Source organism: Aquibacillus koreensis, assembly GCF_025154055.1.
GTDB lineage: Bacteria > Bacillota > Bacilli > Bacillales > Amphibacillaceae > Aquibacillus_C > Aquibacillus_C koreensis.
Window position 1 is genome coordinate 45,975 of sequence record NZ_JAOALK010000032.1, and the last position, 16,079, is coordinate 62,053.

At 36.4% G+C, this 16,079-nt stretch carries 14 protein-coding genes; 6 read left to right on the forward strand and 8 right to left on the reverse strand.

Going from position 1 to position 16,079, the window contains the following annotated elements; all coding sequences use genetic code 11:
- Window positions 1–126, reverse strand: a complete 126-nt coding sequence (locus tag NYQ66_RS08365) for a hypothetical protein (protein ID WP_259868764.1) — start codon at window positions 124–126, stop codon at window positions 1–3.
- A gap of 617 nt (window positions 127–743) precedes the next feature.
- On the opposite strand from NYQ66_RS08365, the gene NYQ66_RS08370 reads away from it, so the two are divergent.
- From NYQ66_RS08370 to NYQ66_RS08385, 4 genes are all read left to right on the forward strand, one after another.
- The gene (locus NYQ66_RS08370; RefSeq protein WP_259868767.1) at window positions 744–1,289 is read left to right on the forward strand and encodes a beta-class carbonic anhydrase; all 546 of its coding nucleotides are present in this window, start codon (window positions 744–746) and stop codon (window positions 1,287–1,289) included.
- Window positions 1,290–1,489: 200 nt separating this feature from the next.
- Window positions 1,490–3,001 carry a spore germination protein gene (locus NYQ66_RS08375; RefSeq protein ID WP_259868768.1) on the forward strand — a complete coding sequence of 504 codons (1,512 nt, stop codon included), beginning with the start codon at window positions 1,490–1,492 and terminating at the stop codon, window positions 2,999–3,001.
- Window positions 3,002–3,015: 14 nt separating this feature from the next.
- On the forward strand, window positions 3,016–4,128 hold the full coding sequence (locus NYQ66_RS08380) for a GerAB/ArcD/ProY family transporter (protein WP_259868769.1): 1,113 nt from the start codon (window positions 3,016–3,018) through the stop codon (window positions 4,126–4,128).
- The gene (locus NYQ66_RS08385) at window positions 4,125–5,255 is read left to right on the forward strand and encodes a Ger(x)C family spore germination protein (protein WP_259868772.1); all 1,131 of its coding nucleotides are present in this window, start codon (window positions 4,125–4,127) and stop codon (window positions 5,253–5,255) included. The genes NYQ66_RS08380 and NYQ66_RS08385 overlap by 4 nt, the downstream gene beginning before the upstream one ends.
- A gap of 49 nt (window positions 5,256–5,304) precedes the next feature.
- On the opposite strand, the gene NYQ66_RS08390 is transcribed toward NYQ66_RS08385, so the two are convergent.
- The 5 genes from NYQ66_RS08390 to NYQ66_RS08410 form a co-directional block, all read right to left on the reverse strand.
- Window positions 5,305–6,135 carry an aldo/keto reductase gene (locus NYQ66_RS08390; RefSeq protein WP_259868773.1) on the reverse strand — a complete coding sequence of 277 codons (831 nt, stop codon included), beginning with the start codon at window positions 6,133–6,135 and terminating at the stop codon, window positions 5,305–5,307.
- 146 nt (window positions 6,136–6,281) lie between these two features.
- Complete coding sequence (locus NYQ66_RS08395; protein ID WP_259868775.1) at window positions 6,282–7,520, reverse strand: quaternary amine ABC transporter ATP-binding protein; 1,239 nt, start codon at window positions 7,518–7,520, stop codon at window positions 6,282–6,284.
- Window positions 7,520–8,377, reverse strand: a complete 858-nt coding sequence (locus tag NYQ66_RS08400; protein ID WP_259868777.1) for an ABC transporter permease — start codon at window positions 8,375–8,377, stop codon at window positions 7,520–7,522. The genes NYQ66_RS08395 and NYQ66_RS08400 overlap by 1 nt, the downstream gene beginning before the upstream one ends.
- Before the next feature lie 141 nt (window positions 8,378–8,518).
- Window positions 8,519–9,538, reverse strand: a complete 1,020-nt coding sequence (locus tag NYQ66_RS08405; RefSeq protein ID WP_259868779.1) for an ABC transporter substrate-binding protein — start codon at window positions 9,536–9,538, stop codon at window positions 8,519–8,521.
- A gap of 765 nt (window positions 9,539–10,303) precedes the next feature.
- Entirely contained in the window at window positions 10,304–10,645 is a 342-nt protein-coding gene (locus NYQ66_RS08410; protein ID WP_259868782.1) for a hypothetical protein, read from the reverse strand.
- 160 nt (window positions 10,646–10,805) lie between these two features.
- Here NYQ66_RS08410 and NYQ66_RS08415 point away from each other — a divergent pair, with 160 nt between their 5' ends.
- Window positions 10,806–11,246: a MarR family winged helix-turn-helix transcriptional regulator gene (locus NYQ66_RS08415; RefSeq protein ID WP_259868784.1), complete on the forward strand. Its 441-nt coding sequence runs from the start codon at window positions 10,806–10,808 to the stop codon at window positions 11,244–11,246.
- Window positions 11,247–11,264: 18 nt separating this feature from the next.
- Window positions 11,265–14,360, forward strand: coding sequence for an MMPL family transporter (locus NYQ66_RS08420; protein ID WP_259868785.1), 3,096 nt, complete (start codon window positions 11,265–11,267; stop codon window positions 14,358–14,360).
- 77 nt (window positions 14,361–14,437) lie between these two features.
- Here NYQ66_RS08420 and NYQ66_RS08425 read toward each other — a convergent pair whose 3' ends face one another.
- Window positions 14,438–14,812, reverse strand: a complete 375-nt coding sequence (locus tag NYQ66_RS08425) for a hypothetical protein (RefSeq protein ID WP_259868787.1) — start codon at window positions 14,810–14,812, stop codon at window positions 14,438–14,440.
- 164 nt (window positions 14,813–14,976) lie between these two features.
- Window positions 14,977–16,056 (reverse strand): undecaprenyldiphospho-muramoylpentapeptide beta-N-acetylglucosaminyltransferase, encoded by a 1,080-nt coding sequence (locus tag NYQ66_RS08430; RefSeq protein ID WP_259868788.1) that lies wholly within the window; start codon window positions 16,054–16,056, stop codon window positions 14,977–14,979.
- Window positions 16,057–16,079: the final 23 nt, after the last annotated feature.

The window sequence follows — 16,079 nt, forward strand, 5'->3', positions numbered from 1 at the left end:
TTAGTTTTTTGAAATAATAAATACCATTTGATCAATTAATGGCAAGTCTTTTTTAAACGTTACGACAAAAACAAATGTGTATCGTTTGATAAAGTCAGTAAAAAACCAATCGACCTTCCTAAACATAGAAAACATCCAATCACCTACTTTGTTGTTTATTGTGCACTTATCCGCCTTCGTTCCTTTCTTCCATACCTTTAGATATTAATTTAAAAATCATTTGATCATCTCTCCCTTTTCTTATTTGATTTATATTAAAAACTGGAAAATCCAGATTTTAAACACTTTTACATTTTTTTCCTTCAAGAAACAAAAAAACGCACACGTCCCTAGACGCATGCGTTTTCAAATAGAAAAAAGGCCACGGACAAAGGTGTGGCCTTTTGTTATAAACATCATAATTCATATAAAAGTTATCAACCGATTAAAACGGTTCTTACTTTTATCCTATGATTACTGTTCTATTACCTGAAGGCCACTTCGTATATACAATTGTTTTAAACTTACTACTGTTACTTTTTCCATTTTTGGCGACCTCCTTTTGTAATATTTGCTTTCTAAATTATAGTACGCTTCATTTGGTAAGTCAATGCAATTTTTCATATTTTTGTAAATATTACTATTCTTTAAATCTATTAAAAATTTGAACTCTTCAGTATATATAAATTGCAACCTTTTTTCACTTCCTTTATTATAAGTAATTAATTACTATATTATGATAAATGAGGGGAGAAATTTATCACATGTTATTAGAAGACATCCTAAAATACAACGAGCAATTTGTAGATAACAGAGATTACGAACCATATGAAACAGACAATTACCCAAATAAGCGAGCTGTTATTTTCACATGTATGGATACAAGGCTTATTGAACTGCTTCCAAAGGCACTCTATTTAAGAAATGGAGATGTGAAATTTGTAAAAAATGCGGGAGCTATCTTAACGGATCCATATGATAGTGTTATGAAAAGCTTGTTAGTTGCTGTCCATGCATTAAAAGCAGATGAAATATTTGTCATTGCCCATCATGGATGTGGTATGAATCATTTTGATACCGAAGGATTTATCTCAAAAATACAAGAAAGAGGTATTGATAAAAGTGCAATCGAATCGATTGATACTGATTTACATGAATGGCTACAAGGTTTTGACGATGTCGAAGCATCTGTAAAAAAATCAATTAGTGTGATTAAACAGCATCCACTATTACCACCTAACATTCCAGTCCATGGGCTTGTCATTGATCCACATACCGGAAAATTAGATTTGGTCAAAAACGGGTATTAAATCGTCATCTTCACAAATAATGTAAAAAAGCGGACTTTATCATAAGTCCGCTTTATTTATGCCTAAGTTAAAATCCTCATGTAAGCTTTTCCTTTCGTTATTTTCTTATAGGATTTTTTATCCTTTATTTTGTATTACTATTACATATTTTCCATCATTTCCATCCATACTATTATTATCTGTAATCTGGAGGGGCAATCATGAGAAAGCAACCGATTAGGATAAAGCATGGAAAAAATAGTGATTTTCCTCTGTCCATAGAAGTGTTAAAACAGAAGGTAAAAGAACAGTTACAAAACATTCCCGACATTCTATTTCAACAATATCAAATACAAGAAAAAGACATCCTCATTTTTTACATTGATTATCAAATTAACAAAAAGCAATTAGATGATAGCCTGTTAGATACCATTTTAAATAGGGATATACAGTGGAGTACAGATAAGATCTTAAATGAAGTTCCTATTGGAAATGGAACAAAACAAACGAAAATAGATAAAATGGTAACGGAATTAATAGCTGGTGCAGTAGGTGTTTATGTTGTAGGTGAACCAGATGCAATTACTTATAACATAGCGAAGCAAGAAAAAAGAAATCTGCAAAAAGCAGAAACAGAATCACTAGTACTTGGTCCACAGGTATCATTCACAGAATCCTTAGCAACTAATTTAAATGTAATCCGTTGGCGTCTCAACACACATGATTTAGTAACAGAAAAATTCATCATCGGTGAGCGGGGCCAATCTGAAGTAAGGATGGTTTATTTAAAAACGCTTGCCAATGACACAGACGTCCAAACGATGAGACAAAGGCTTCAAAATTTAGTTGTGGATGAATTAGAAGATTCCTCCATTTTATCTCAATACATTGAAGATAACAGTACGTCTATTTTCCCTCAATTTTATTTAACAGAGCTACCAGACCGGCTTTGTTACGCAATTGGAAAAGGCAGAATTGGTGTGTTGGTTGATAAGAGTCCGACATCAATTATTGCTCCTAGTACTTTTTTTAGTTTTTTTGAATCAACAGAAGATATCTATATGAGGTGGAACGTCGGATCATTTCTTCGTATACTTCGTTTTGTTGCCATGTTCATCTCGGTTGTAGTAACACCTACATACGTAGCGTGTGTCACCTTTCATTATGAAGTTTTACCGACACCACTCCTAGCTTCACTTGGACAATCGAGAGCTCAAGTGCCATTCCCTCCCATAATTGAAGCACTTTTATTAGAACTTCTGATTGAATTGCTAAGGGAGTCTGGGGCGAGATTACCAACCAAGGTTGGCCAAACGATCGGTATTGTGGGTGGTATTGTATTAGGTCAAGCTGCAGTTGAGGCTGGATTAACGAGTAACGTGCTTATTATTGTTGTTGCTAGCAGTGCATTAGCATCATTTACGGCACCTAGTTATATAATGGGCTCCGCGATACGGGTGATTCGCTTTCCATTGATCATTATAGCTGGGTTGATTGGTCTAATCGGGGTTACATTAGGGATTTGTTTTTTCTTTATTCATCTCATACGCATGACGTCTTTAGGTAGACCATACCTTCTACCTGCTTATCCTTTTAATTGGAAGGACATGGATAACTCCTTTTTCCGTTTACCTTTCACGCTTAGTAACACTAGGTCTACATCCTTTCAACCTAAAGATATGAGACGTTATCCTAAGCAGAAAGCCCAAACGAAAAAAGACATTGATGAATAGGAGAGTTAGGTTATATGGAAGTCAATCATGTTGTTAAACCTAACCTACAGATAAGAGCATTTTATTTGTTTTTTATTATACTAAATATTCAAACCGGATTAGGCATACTTGGTGCACCACGTCATATTTTCCAAGAAGCGAAACAAGATGCATGGATATCCGTATTAATTGGTGGCGTCATTATGCATGTAGTAGTTGTCGTAATGGTGATCATATTAAAGAATTATGAGAGTGCAGATATACTTGGCATCCAAGTGGATGTATTTGGTACATGGATAGGAAAAGCTTTAGGTACAGTGTATATCCTCTATATCTTTGGCGTTTTGCTAAGCTCTTTAATTAACTATATTCAAATAGTTCAAGTGTTTATCTATCCACAAATGCCTCCTTGGTTATTAGGAGCTCTGCTGATTCTTTTAATCGTTTATACCGTATTAGGTGGTTTTAGAGTAGCGGTAGGTGTGACATTTGTTTTTTTCTTTTTATCCTTTTGGTTATTCTTCTTTTTATACGAACCAGCTAGATTAATGGATCTCAATCACTTTAAACCGATGCTGGAGGCCACCCCTAAGGAATTATTATTCGGTTCTTATCAAGCAGGCTATTCTTATGTAGGGTTAGAAATACTTTTTTTTATTTACCCGTTCATTGAAAACAAAAAAAAGATTTCGATGCCAGTACATGCAGGTGTTGCGTCTACGACAATCCTACTTTTAGTAGTCACAGTCATATCGGTTGGCTTTTTTACATCCATTACCTTAGAACATTTAATCTGGCCTGCGCTTTCGATGTACAAAATAATTGAGTATCCAATCATTGAAAGGTTTGACCTCATTGTAGTAACACAATGGGCAATGGTTATTTTCCCGAATTTCATCCTTTTTGCATGGCTTATTACTTATAGTATGAAGCGCCTTTACGGCATAAGTCAAAGAAAGGTACTGTACACAATAGCGACATTATTATTGATTGGAATCATCTATATAAAGAAACAGACGATCATTTCACAGTTCATCGCTACCATTTCGAATATTGGATTTATCATTGCCATTGTCTATCCAGTAATTTTGCTACCACTTGTTTTAATTAAAAGGAAACTAGTAAAGATGAAGGAGAAGTCGAAATGAAGAAGAGCTTACTGGCGTTCATATGCCTCATCTTACTAATTGGTTGTGTACCTATGTATCCGATTGAGGAACTAGGTGTCATAAGTATTATAGGTGTTGATGCCATAGAGCAGGGTGAAATTGAAACCACCTTTAATTTTTTTAAATTTGACCCTACTGGAAAAGAACAATCCCAGACAACTTCGACCAAAGCTAATACAGTAAAGGGTGCACAAGACCGTGCAAATTTAGAATCAAACTTAAAACTTGTAAATGGACAATTACGCCTAGCTATATTTGGTAAGGCAATAGCTGAAAAAGGATTAATTACCGTACTCGATAATTTTACGAGAGACCCTAAACTATCGGATACGATGTATCTAGCAGCTACAGAACAAACGGCGAAAGATATACTCATGACCGCAGATAAAAACAATTCCATTCAGGCAGAAGAATACTTGTTTGAATTAATTGATAACAACATTAAAAGAGAGATTATCATGCGCAGCTCTTTTCGTGAATTTATGCATGAGTATAACGATCCAGGTATGGATCCAGTTCTACCTCTGATTACCACCGAAAATCAAAAGCCAATCATTAAAAATATTGCGTTGTTTCAGAATGATAGGTGGGTAGCAACAGCGTCACAGCAAGAGGGTTTTTTTATAAAATTACTTTCTTCAGAATTTAAAGCAGGGCAATTGGAATTAGGAATACTAAAAGAACCATTTGAATCTGATATTCAGGCAAAAGCTAATAACAACAATACCGAACAAATAAGTGTAACGCTAAGCGAGTTGAGAAGTAAAAAGAAAATCTCCTTAGAATCCGAAACAGACCTAAACTTTCGTGTAAAAGTAGATATAGAAACAAGAATAATGGAAATTTCTGAAAAGATTCAAATAGAAGGCAAAGAACAATTAAATGAATTTGAAAAAGAGATTGAAAAAACAATTAGTAACAAGTTGAATGATTTAGTAGCAAAACTGCAAGAAATTAATGTCGATCCCATTGGGTTTGGAAATATATATGATTCCACCGTTAGAGGTAAAGATTTAACAGATAAGGAATGGCGAGAAAAGTACCCAAGCATAAATGTATCCTTTGATGTTAATGTTAGCATTTTACGACACGGAATAACGGAATAACCGCATGTAAAAAACTGTCCTTCCCTACACTTGGAGAAGGACAGTTTTTTTAATAGTTAAATTCATCCGGATGTGGTCCAGTTCGTTTATCTTGATCTAAAGCATCTATATGTTTTATTTCATCACTGGTAAGCTCAAAATCAAAAATATCAGCATTTTCTTTTTGTCTCTTGGCATGCACAGATTTAGGAATTGTAATGATATCACTTTGGAATTCCCATCGAATAATGATTTGCGCTGGCGTTTTGCTATATTTTTCTGCTAATTCGGTTAGCGTCGGATCATCTAAGTATCTAGCCTTTCCAAGTGGTGACCAAGCCTGTATTAAGATATCATGTTTTTTACAATACTCTCTTGTTTCGACTTGTGTTAACTGTGGATGAAGCTCTATCTGATTGATCATCGGTCTAATTTTCACGTCACTTAGTAAGTCCTCCAAATGATGTGGCAGAAAGTTACTTACACCAATTGCTCTTGCTTTTCCATCTTCATAAAATTCTTCAAGTGCTTTCCACGTTTCTTTATATTTTCCAGGAACTGGCCAGTGAACGAGATATAAATCCACATAATCCAGTCCAAGGCGATCTAGACTATTTTGGAATGCTTGTTTTGTATTTTCATACCCTTGTTCATCATTCCATACTTTCGTTGTTACAAAAATCTCTTCACGAGGTATGCCGCTTTCTCTAATTGCTTTTCCAACCCCTTCTTCATTCTCGTAAAAAGAGGCTGTATCAATATGACGATAGCCAATTTCTAGGGCAGACATGACGGTATCATAAACACTTTGTCCATCTTCCACTTTGTACACACCAAGTCCTAGGGATGGTATCTCAACACCATTATGTAATTTGCTTGTTGTTGTTAAGCTCATTTTCATTACTCCCTTCCATATTAAGTATGTTCACCTATAGTTTAAAGGAATCGCACACATATTAGAAATGATATTACTTAAAGAGGTAGTTTCGTTCATTAAAGGAATCGCGCTTGGATACCCAGAAAGCCAAGCGCGATTCTTTTTATTCTTTATTCATTTACCTCATTATTTTGCATGTATCCGTGATATTCTCTACTTTCTTCCACATCATCTGCAACTAATCCAGAAAGAACATGCACGCGCAAAATTAAACCTTCTAATTTATTATCTTCATTTACAACTGCTAAAGGAAATTTAGATTCCAATGCTTTCGGAATGATATCATTGACATACTCTTCTTTTTTTACAACCGAAACATCCGTGTCCAACACATCTTCTAATGTCTTTTTCTCTTTCACACCTTTAATCGCTGCATCAATGGTGACAATTCCTTTTAAATGGCGGCCGCGATCAACAACAAACACACTCGAAATCCCATTTTCCTTCATTTCTTTAATCGCAACCTTCAGACCATCCTTCAATGAAACAAGTGCATTCGGTTTAAACATGATATTCTCAGCCTGTAAGATTTTTGAACGGTCAATATCTGCAATGAAGTCAGTAATATATTCATTAGCTGGTGATTCTAATATCTCTTCTGGTGTACCAACCTGAACAACTTTACCATCTTTCATAACAGCTACTCTGTCACCAATCTTAAATGCTTCATTAACGTCATGTGTGATGAATATAATTGTTTTTTTCAGTCGCTCTTGAATATCAAGTAATTCTAACTGCATATCTCTTCTAATTAGTGGGTCTAGGGCACTAAAAGGTTCGTCCATGAGTAAAATATCAGGATCATTCGTTAATGCTCTAGCTAAACCTACACGTTGCTGCATACCACCAGATAACTCTTCTGGATATTTATCTTCAAACCCTTTCAGCCCAACGATTTCTATATTATCTTGTGCAATCTTTTGCCTTTCTTCTTTTGATACATTTTTAATTTCTAAGCCGTACTCGACATTTTCCATGACTGTACGGTGATTAAATAATCCAAAATGTTGAAATACCATAGCAATCTTATCTTGACGAAATTTTCTAAGCTCAGACGCGTTGTACTTTACAATATTCTCGTCATCTACCTTGATGGCACCATCTGTCGGTTTATTTAATAAGTTAAAACAACGGATTAATGTCGATTTACCGCTGCCAGACAACCCCATGATTACAAAAATTTCGCCTTCATTTATTTCCATGGAAGCATCATACACACCAACCGTATGATTTGTTTCTTTCAGGATTTCTGCTTTGCTCATGCCATCTCTAACCATCGGAATAACTGATTTTGGTTTTGGGCCAAAAATTTTAGAAACATGTTCAATCTTGATTTTATTTTTCGCCATTACTTAGCCCTCCTATGTTTCTGAAACTTGTCAGCAACCCCACCAGTCACACGGTCAATTATAATTGCTAAAAAGACAATGCTTATCCCTGCTTCAAAACCTAATGCAATATCGATACGGTTAATTGAGATTAACACCTGTTCCCCTAAGCCTTTTGCACCAACCATAGAAGCAATGACTACCATTGCCAATGCCATCATCGTTGTTTGGTTAACCCCAGCCATGATCGTTGGTAAGGCTTGTGGAAGTTGTACCTTCTTTAACATTTGCCATCTAGACGAACCAAACGATTGTGCAGACTCAATGACCTCCGGATCGACTCCTCGTATAGCTAATTCTGTAAGACGAATCACTGGTGGTAATGCGTATATTAATGTTGCAAAAATGGCTGAAACATTACCTAAACCAAAGAAGAAGATGGCCGGAATTAAATAAACGAAACTAGGCATCGTCTGCATCGCATCTAATATCGGCCGCATTACTGACGAGAATCCTTTGCTAAATGCCATCCACACACCGATTGGAACTCCAATTACTAAACAAATAATCACAGCTGTCAGGACAATCGAAATCGTCATCATTAAATATTCCCATAGCCCAAATGTACCAACTAAGAAAATAAAGACCGCGTAAAACACACCTGATAGGATCGATTTAAAATACCATCCAAGTAGAAAGATTAAAATAATAAAAACCCACCAAGGTATCCAAGTTAAAACGTCACTAATTGCACCAATAAACCTTGATGAAATAAAAAAGATTAAATCAAACAATGGTTCTAATACTTCATCTAAAAAATTAACAAAATCTTCAACGTAATCACCTAATTTGAATTCAATATCAGGAAAGTTACCCATAGGAATAACTGCATCATAAACGCAGTCGTTTCACCTCTCTTTTTAGTAATCATTGTCACCATGCTTTTAGTATGATGGAATCTGATAAACATATTCTCTTTTAGAGGAAAAATAGCTGGCCGTGGAGGCCAGCTATTTTAATTACTCAATGGCTTCAAGCACTTTAGTTGCTACATCTTCAGGTACCCAAGCTGTCCAATGATCTTGATGTTCTTTCATCCACCATTTTGCAGCTTCATCTGCATCTACATCATTTTCAGCCATATAGATTAAAGCTTCTTCTGTTAAAGCACTGCTTGTTTCGTAATTAGATAAGAAATCATATACTTCTGGTGCTTGCTCTGGAAAGTCTTTGTGTACAGCAACTACGACATCATTAGGTGGAAACTCGGTTGCTTTTGATTCTTCCCATGTCTCTTCATCATATTCAGGCTCTTCTAACAACCTAAGATCGTATTGTGCAGATACGGCAGTTGGAGTCCAGTAATAACCAACCCAACCTTCACCTGCTTCGTATGCATCTGCAAGTGAAGTTACAATAGCAGCATCAGAACCTGGCATGAAGTTATTCATCGTTTCACCAAGCCCATATGTTTCAAACTTTTGATCAATTATCTCAGCAGTAGCCCAACCACTTGGAGCATTTAAAACACGCCCTCTCCCCGGGTCTTCAGGGTCTTCAAAAACTTCCGGATACTTTTTCAAGTCTTCTACCGTGTTTAAGTCTGGAGCTAAAGGTTCGATACCTCGTTCTGGATCACCCTCAATCACATACCTTGGAACATACAATCCTTGTGTATTGTCATTAAAGTTAGTAGAGACTCTTTCAATGTCTCCCTCATCTAATGCTTCTTCATATACTTCCTTGATATTGTCTGTCCAAACTTCCATATAGACGTTTACATCCCCTTCACGTAAACCTTGCACCGTAGCAGCAGTCGAACCTGGAATAATATCTGTACTATAACCATATCCATTTTCAATTATCGTTTTCGCAACACTGTTATGAAATCTAATGCTATCCCATCCAGCATCAGCCAAAACAATCGTGTCTAATTGTTCCACATCAATTTCTCCTGCATCATTTCCTTCATCTGTTCCGCCACAAGCAGCAAGAACTAGTAGAAATATAGTCGATAATAATAACAATAATTTTTTCATGTTTGTGTCTCCTTTATCTGTTTTATTTTTAATATGTACAAGACATGCTAAACCATACAGTAAATAACATCTTTGTTGTTCTAGGAGGAATCTCTTTGTTTAGGACGGATTCTGTATAAACTGCGTCGTAACTTTCTTTAGATGAGTGGAAATCCAACGCTCCGGAAAAACACTCGCTTTCCTATGAGGAATCACGAAAAAGCCTTAACCCATGGCTTTTTCTAAGTTCAGATTCCTTTTGTGGGGAACGCTTCAGCTTCCTCGCTCGCAAAAAGCGCTCACTGCGGGATCTTCAGACTGTTCCTTTCCCACAGGAGTCTCGTGTTTTTCCTCCGCTAGGATTGGCTTTCTATTAGAGTGAGAAGTAATATGTCTTGATCATGCGAGTATTCACTTAAATCAACTGTTAAGATAAATTAGGAATCAATTGAGGAAAATGCATAGGCTTCCTTTTGGAACAGCACAAGTTCGACTTTAATTAAAGCAGTTATTAGCGGAGCAAGTGCAATTGGCGACACTCCTACGGGAACAGCGCGAGCCGAAGATCCACTCAGGAGCGCACTTTGCGACTGAGTTAGCTGAGGCCGTGCCCGCAAGAGGAATCTGTACTTAGAAAAATCCGGGTTCTGGGATTTTTCGTGATTCCTCCTCGGAAAGGGAGCCAATTGCACTTGTGGAGCGGGTGGAGATAGTTACGCCGCATTTTGTATCAACTCTGGCATTTGAATGCAATTTTTTTTGAAAATAGCAAAAAAAACACCACGATTAGTGGTGTTTTTGCTTCGGTATCTTTAATTCGAAAAAAAAGATCGATATAACTCTCAAAAGTACTGGATATAAAGATAAGATGGCTACTAGATCTCCAATTTCCCCCAGCAAATCTGTAACGAGTAAAACTATAGCTAGAACCGCCATAAGAATAATTCGTATATTTCCGGATGGACCATTTAGTGGTTTCCAGTAATTCCATACCGTAGTTCCTTCTTTTTCAACTTCCTGAAAACAGACGTAGTGAAAAGGCTGTAAACGCAAGAAGTTTGATCCCATTACAAGTTGATCTCGATCTTTAATTTCTTTATGACAATATCTGCAAACATTCGGAGTCATCCATTCGTTCCTCTCTACTTCATTTCCTCTATTATAACAACTTGGACATAAGAAGAACAAATAGGAACTTAATGTTGCTTTTATTTATAGAAGATGGTAATTTATAATAGTTCACCCATTAAACTATTCATTAACTAAACTATATAATGGAGGTGTAGCTATGGAACATAGGAAGCTAAATGAAATCATTGAAACGTACACTTCTTCTATGAATGAGGTAAATCGCCGAGTAAATGTGTTGATGAATGAACAAGTCCATCAGGAGCTCACAACCGACCAATTTTCTACATTACGTTTTTTACAAAAAAAACAGCCGTGTACGAGTTCCGATATAGCACATGAGTTTTCGATAGGTAAAAGCGCGGTAACTGCGCAGGTAAACCGTTTATACGAAAGAGGACTGATTGATCGAAAGCGGGATCAAGACGATCGCAGAATCGTTTATTTATCCTTAACAGCTGAAGGTAAAAAATTAATGGAAGACGGCACACAAAAACTTTATGACGTGCTAGGGGATATTTTATTGGAGTTTGATTCTAATGAAATAGAAACCTTTATTCAATCATTAGAGAAACTCGTACGCATTTTAAGAGAGAATTAATCAAGGGGGATTAGCTAGATGAGAAAGATTTTACAATTTCGGTGGCCCATTTTTGTTTTATGGATTGTAACCGCAGTATCATTATTACTTTTTTCACCTAACTTACAAGAGCTAGTTAGAGAAAAAGGACAAATTGGGGTACCTGAGGGATATTCATCTTCTGAAGCATCCGCATTATTAGGACAAATGTCTGAAGATAATGATGAAAATACTATTTCTGGTGTATTAGTCTTTCATGAAGAGCAAGCACTAACTGATCAGGAAAAGAATGAAGTGGCAGACGTCATTTCCAAATTGGAAGAACAACAAGAAGCCTTAGGCGTTTCTAATATTCTAAACTTTACTGCAGATGAAAGAATTGAAGAACAAGTAGTATCCGAAGATGGAACAACCATCCTTGTCCCGATGGATGTAACGATTGAAGATAGAACAATTGAAGAGTCAAGAGATGTGATTTATAAAGCTGTTGAAGGAACAGAAATTGATTATGCATTAACTGGTGAAGCCTATATTTCTAAAGATATCGTGGTTAACTCAGAAAAAGGCTTAAAAAAGACGGAGTTTATTACCGTTGGTTTTATCTTAATTATCTTATTTATCGTATTTAAATCCTTGGTGGCTCCATTTATTCCACTATTAACAGTCGGAATAAGTTACTTAGCCGCACAAGGTATTGTATCGATCTTAGCTGAGACCGCCAATTTTCCCTTATCCACCTTTACCCAGATCTTCATGGTAGCGGTTATGTTTGGAATCGGTACAGACTACTGTATTTTATTAATTAGTAGATTTAAAGAAGAACTTGCTAATCATGAAACGATTCAAGATGCCGTTGTGGCGACTTATAAATCTGGTGGAAAGACAATTTTCTTTGCTGGATTAGCAGTGTTGATTGGTTTTTCAACCATTGGATTGTCTACGTTTTCGCTATATAAATCAGCTGTAGCTGTAGCGGTTGGTGTAGCGGTTGTACTTATTGCATTGGCTACTTTAGTGCCTTTTTTCCTTGTTTTATTTGGAAAAAAACTTTTCTGGCCATTTGATAAAAACGTGTCTCATAGCGAAAGTAAGCTTTGGAAGTCCGTAGGTTTATTTGCATGGGGACGACCATTATTGGCATTACTGATTGTTCTTGTCATTGTCGTACCTAGTTTAGTAACTTTTGATGGTCAAAAGTCTTATAACTCTTTAGAAGAAATTGGCGAAAACTATGATTCAGTAAAAGGATTTAATTGGTTGGCTGAAAGTGTTGGCCCTGGAGAGGCGATGCCTGCGACAGTAGTTTTGCAAACCGAAGAAAATATCGACGAAGCGAAAGAATTTCAGGATATTGAGACTATATCTGCGGCAATCGCTACTATTGATGGTGTGAAGTCTGTAAGAAGTGCTACACGTCCAACTGGTAAAATCATTGAAGATTTTACGATGAACAGTCAAACCGGAGCGTTAAGTGATGGTATTGGTGAAAGTGCATCAGGAATTAATGAGATACAAAGTGGTTTAACCGATGCTTCAGATCAACTAAAAGAGTCAAGACCACAATTAAAAGAAGCTGAAACCGGTGTCGATCAATTATTGGACGGTACCAAGCAAGCAAATAACGGAATTGGTGAAATGCAAAATGCACTAACTCAAATCCAAAACGGAATTTCTTCCGGTTCACAAGGTGCAGGTGAAGTAAAAGAGAATCTGAAAACGATTCAAACTAACCTTCAGCAAACCATTGATGGTAATAATGAGATATTAACAGGCTATCAAGAGCTTGAATCAGGACTAACACCTTTACATGCAGGTTATCAAGGGTACACTCAATTATTGCAAGGTACTCTACAAACGCTAGATAACGTAGAAGCAAGTAATGAAGAATCGGTGAAAAACTTGGAAACAGCCAAAGGACAATTACATGCTGTTTTGAACGGAACCGAAGAAAACCCTGGCTTACTTACATTAAATGAAACATTTGAAAAGCAAGTCATTGGTGGGATTACGCAAGCCAACCAAGGATTCCAGCAAACAATCGATGGACAACAACAACTTGCTAACGGTCTAACTGAATTAATAGCTGGAATTGATCAGTTACAAAATGGGTTAAATCAGGCTGCAGATGGACAACAACAGGTAGTTGATAATATCCCAAGCCTACAAGATGGTCTAGAGCAAATTTACGGCGGGCAAGAGGAATTGCAAGGCGCCTTTAGCGATATGTATGACCAAATGGGACAGCTTACAAATGGCCTAGATCAGAGCACTGATGGCCTGAAGCAAGTTTCAGAGGGGCTAACTCAAGTTCAAAATTATTTAGGTGAATTTTCGTCAGAAGAAGCAGCTCCAACTGTCAACATTCCAAAAGAAGCTTTAGAAAACGAAGCGTTCATGGAAGGAATTAAACCTTATTTAGCTGATACTAAAACCATTACTAAATTAGAAGTAGTCATGGAATCTAGTCCTTACTCAAAAGAGTCCATGGAAACGGTTGGCTTAATTAAACAATCAGTTGATGAGGCAGTGAAAGGTACTGTTTATGAAGATGCAACGATTGCAATCGGCGGTATTAGTAGTACGAATAATGACTTGCAGAATATCTCAGATGCAGATTATGCACGTACGGTCGTTTTAATGCTAGCCGGAATTTTTATCATCCTAGTCATTTTACTACGCTCGATTATTATGCCGTTGTACTTGATTGGATCCCTAATTCTAACGTATTTCACAGCAATGGGAATATCTGAATTTATCTTCGTTAATATCTTAGACTATGAAGGAATCAGTTGGGCAGTAAGTTTCTTCGCCTTTGTGATCCTAGTCGCATTAGGTATTGACTATAGTATTTTCTTGATGGATCGCTTTAATGAGAATATGCATCTAAGCATCAAAGAAGCATTAATCCACGCAATGAAAAATATGGGTACGGTTATTATCTCGGCTGCTGTGATTTTAGGTGGAACATTTGCAGCAATGATGCCTTCTGGTGTTCTATCCTTATTACAAATTGCAACAGTAGTATTAACTGGACTTTTCCTATATGCGTTAATCATGCTACCTTTGTTTATTCCAGTTATGGTTCGATTGTTTGGAAAAGCAAATTGGTGGCCGTTTAGAAAGCCAAATGAGTAAATAATTATAGTAAGGATGAATAGCTGATCATTGAAAAACACTTATCTCTTATAATTCATGAGATAAGTGTTTTTATTTTATTGTTTAATTACTATTGGCTCTTGAAATTGTCCAAAAGAATAAGCATAAAGTAAGTAATGTTTTTCCGAATGATCTTGGGTTAAAATCGGGATTGCTATAACATACGCATCCATTTGTTCACTATATTCAACCTCTACCTCACTAACACCATTCCAATGATAACCATCACTCTTCAATTCCTTTTTCTTTACCTTAAACTCCGCTGACTTTAAAAGATTGGAGACAAGCTTGTTTTTTTCTGATCCAGTAACCTCTCGCACATCAGTAGGACAACCACAGTCATCTCCTTCATGAGCGCTTACAGATGGTAGAAATGCAAACAAAACCCCTACTACCGCTATTACTGCAATAATTGATCTTTTTACTGACATTCTTATTCCTCCTCTTATCTCGACTTATCCATGATTACATCACACCTGATAATTCGACAATAGGAAACATTTTCCTCTAAAATTCCCTATACAGAGTAAAAATAAGGATTTGTAACCAGTAAAAAAGACCACTACATCCATTACTTTAGTGGTCTTTCTCTTAATTATTGAGTCTTATTACTTATATCCTTAATAATCTTAATTACTTTTTGTTTTGCTTCAAAGCTTTCATAATTTTTCATTGCTTTAAGCTTTTCCTTTTTACTCTGTTTAAGATTGAGTAATTCTGTCACTAATCGATCTTCTGTTAATTCTTCTTCCTCTAATATATTAGCGTAACCCTGTTTTTTAAATGAATTTGCATTTAAGATCTGGTCGCCTCGACTCGCATTTCGGGATAATGGAATAAGTAACATCGGCTTTTTTAATGCCAAGAATTCAAAAATAGCATTGGATCCAGCTCGTGATAACACAAAGTCTGTCGCAGCAAATATATCACTTAGCTCTTCGTTAACATAATCGAATTGAATATATCCAGCTCTCTTTACTGACTCATCCACATTGCCTTTGCCGGTAATATGAATAATTTGAAATTCTTTTACTAACACATCTAGGTTGTCACGTACAGCTTGGTTGATTCTTTGAGCACCACCGCTACCACCCATAATTAATAAAACTGGTTGCCCTTCTGTAAAGTTTGCTAATGCTAATCCTTTTTTCTTACTTCCTTGAAATAATTCATTCCGCACGACTGCGCCAATCCACTCGGCTTTTTTCTCAGGCAAAAACTGCATCGTTTCCGGGAATGTTGCTAGTACCTTTTTGGCCATAGGAATTGCGAGCTTGTTTGCTAAACCTGGCGTATAATCGGATTCGTGAATGATAGCTGGAATTCCTCTCATCTTTGCAGCAGCAAGTACTGGTACAGATACAAACCCACCTTTTGAAAAAATAACGGAAGGTTTTTTCTTCCCCAGAATTCTATATGCTTGCATGGTCCCTTTTAATACTTTAAAGGGATCTTTAAAGTTCTCTTTTGAAAAATAGCGTCGTAATTTACCCGTAGAAATTGGATGATAAGTCACATCATCTAATCGACTAATTAACTCACTTTCAATTCCATTTTTGGATCCGATATAATCAACTTCCCATCCTTCTTTTTGAAAGGCTGGAATAACTGCTAAGTTTACAACCACGTGGCCTGCTGTTCCCCCACCTGTAAATAAAATTCGTTTCTCGCTCATGACGGACGCCCTTTCTATGTATG

Excerpts from the sequence above, each read along its gene's own strand:
- NYQ66_RS08365 (WP_259868764.1), bottom strand. The coding sequence starts at position 126 with ATGTTTAGGAAGGTCGATTGGTTTTTTACTGACTTTATCAAACGATAC.
- NYQ66_RS08370 (WP_259868767.1), top strand. The coding sequence starts at position 744 with ATGTTATTAGAAGACATCCTAAAATACAACGAGCAATTTGTAGATAAC.
- NYQ66_RS08375 (WP_259868768.1), top strand. The coding sequence starts at position 1,490 with ATGAGAAAGCAACCGATTAGGATAAAGCATGGAAAAAATAGTGATTTT.
- NYQ66_RS08380 (WP_259868769.1), top strand. The coding sequence starts at position 3,016 with ATGGAAGTCAATCATGTTGTTAAACCTAACCTACAGATAAGAGCATTT.
- NYQ66_RS08385 (WP_259868772.1), top strand. The coding sequence starts at position 4,125 with ATGAAGAAGAGCTTACTGGCGTTCATATGCCTCATCTTACTAATTGGT.
- NYQ66_RS08390 (WP_259868773.1), bottom strand. The coding sequence starts at position 6,135 with ATGAAAATGAGCTTAACAACAACAAGCAAATTACATAATGGTGTTGAG.
- NYQ66_RS08395 (WP_259868775.1), bottom strand. The coding sequence starts at position 7,520 with ATGGCGAAAAATAAAATCAAGATTGAACATGTTTCTAAAATTTTTGGC.
- NYQ66_RS08400 (WP_259868777.1), bottom strand. The coding sequence starts at position 8,377 with ATGGGTAACTTTCCTGATATTGAATTCAAATTAGGTGATTACGTTGAA.
- NYQ66_RS08405 (WP_259868779.1), bottom strand. The coding sequence starts at position 9,538 with ATGAAAAAATTATTGTTATTATTATCGACTATATTTCTACTAGTTCTT.
- NYQ66_RS08410 (WP_259868782.1), bottom strand. The coding sequence starts at position 10,645 with ATGACTCCGAATGTTTGCAGATATTGTCATAAAGAAATTAAAGATCGA.
- NYQ66_RS08415 (WP_259868784.1), top strand. The coding sequence starts at position 10,806 with ATGGAACATAGGAAGCTAAATGAAATCATTGAAACGTACACTTCTTCT.
- NYQ66_RS08420 (WP_259868785.1), top strand. The coding sequence starts at position 11,265 with ATGAGAAAGATTTTACAATTTCGGTGGCCCATTTTTGTTTTATGGATT.
- NYQ66_RS08425 (WP_259868787.1), bottom strand. The coding sequence starts at position 14,812 with ATGTCAGTAAAAAGATCAATTATTGCAGTAATAGCGGTAGTAGGGGTT.
- NYQ66_RS08430 (WP_259868788.1), bottom strand. The coding sequence starts at position 16,056 with ATGAGCGAGAAACGAATTTTATTTACAGGTGGGGGAACAGCAGGCCAC.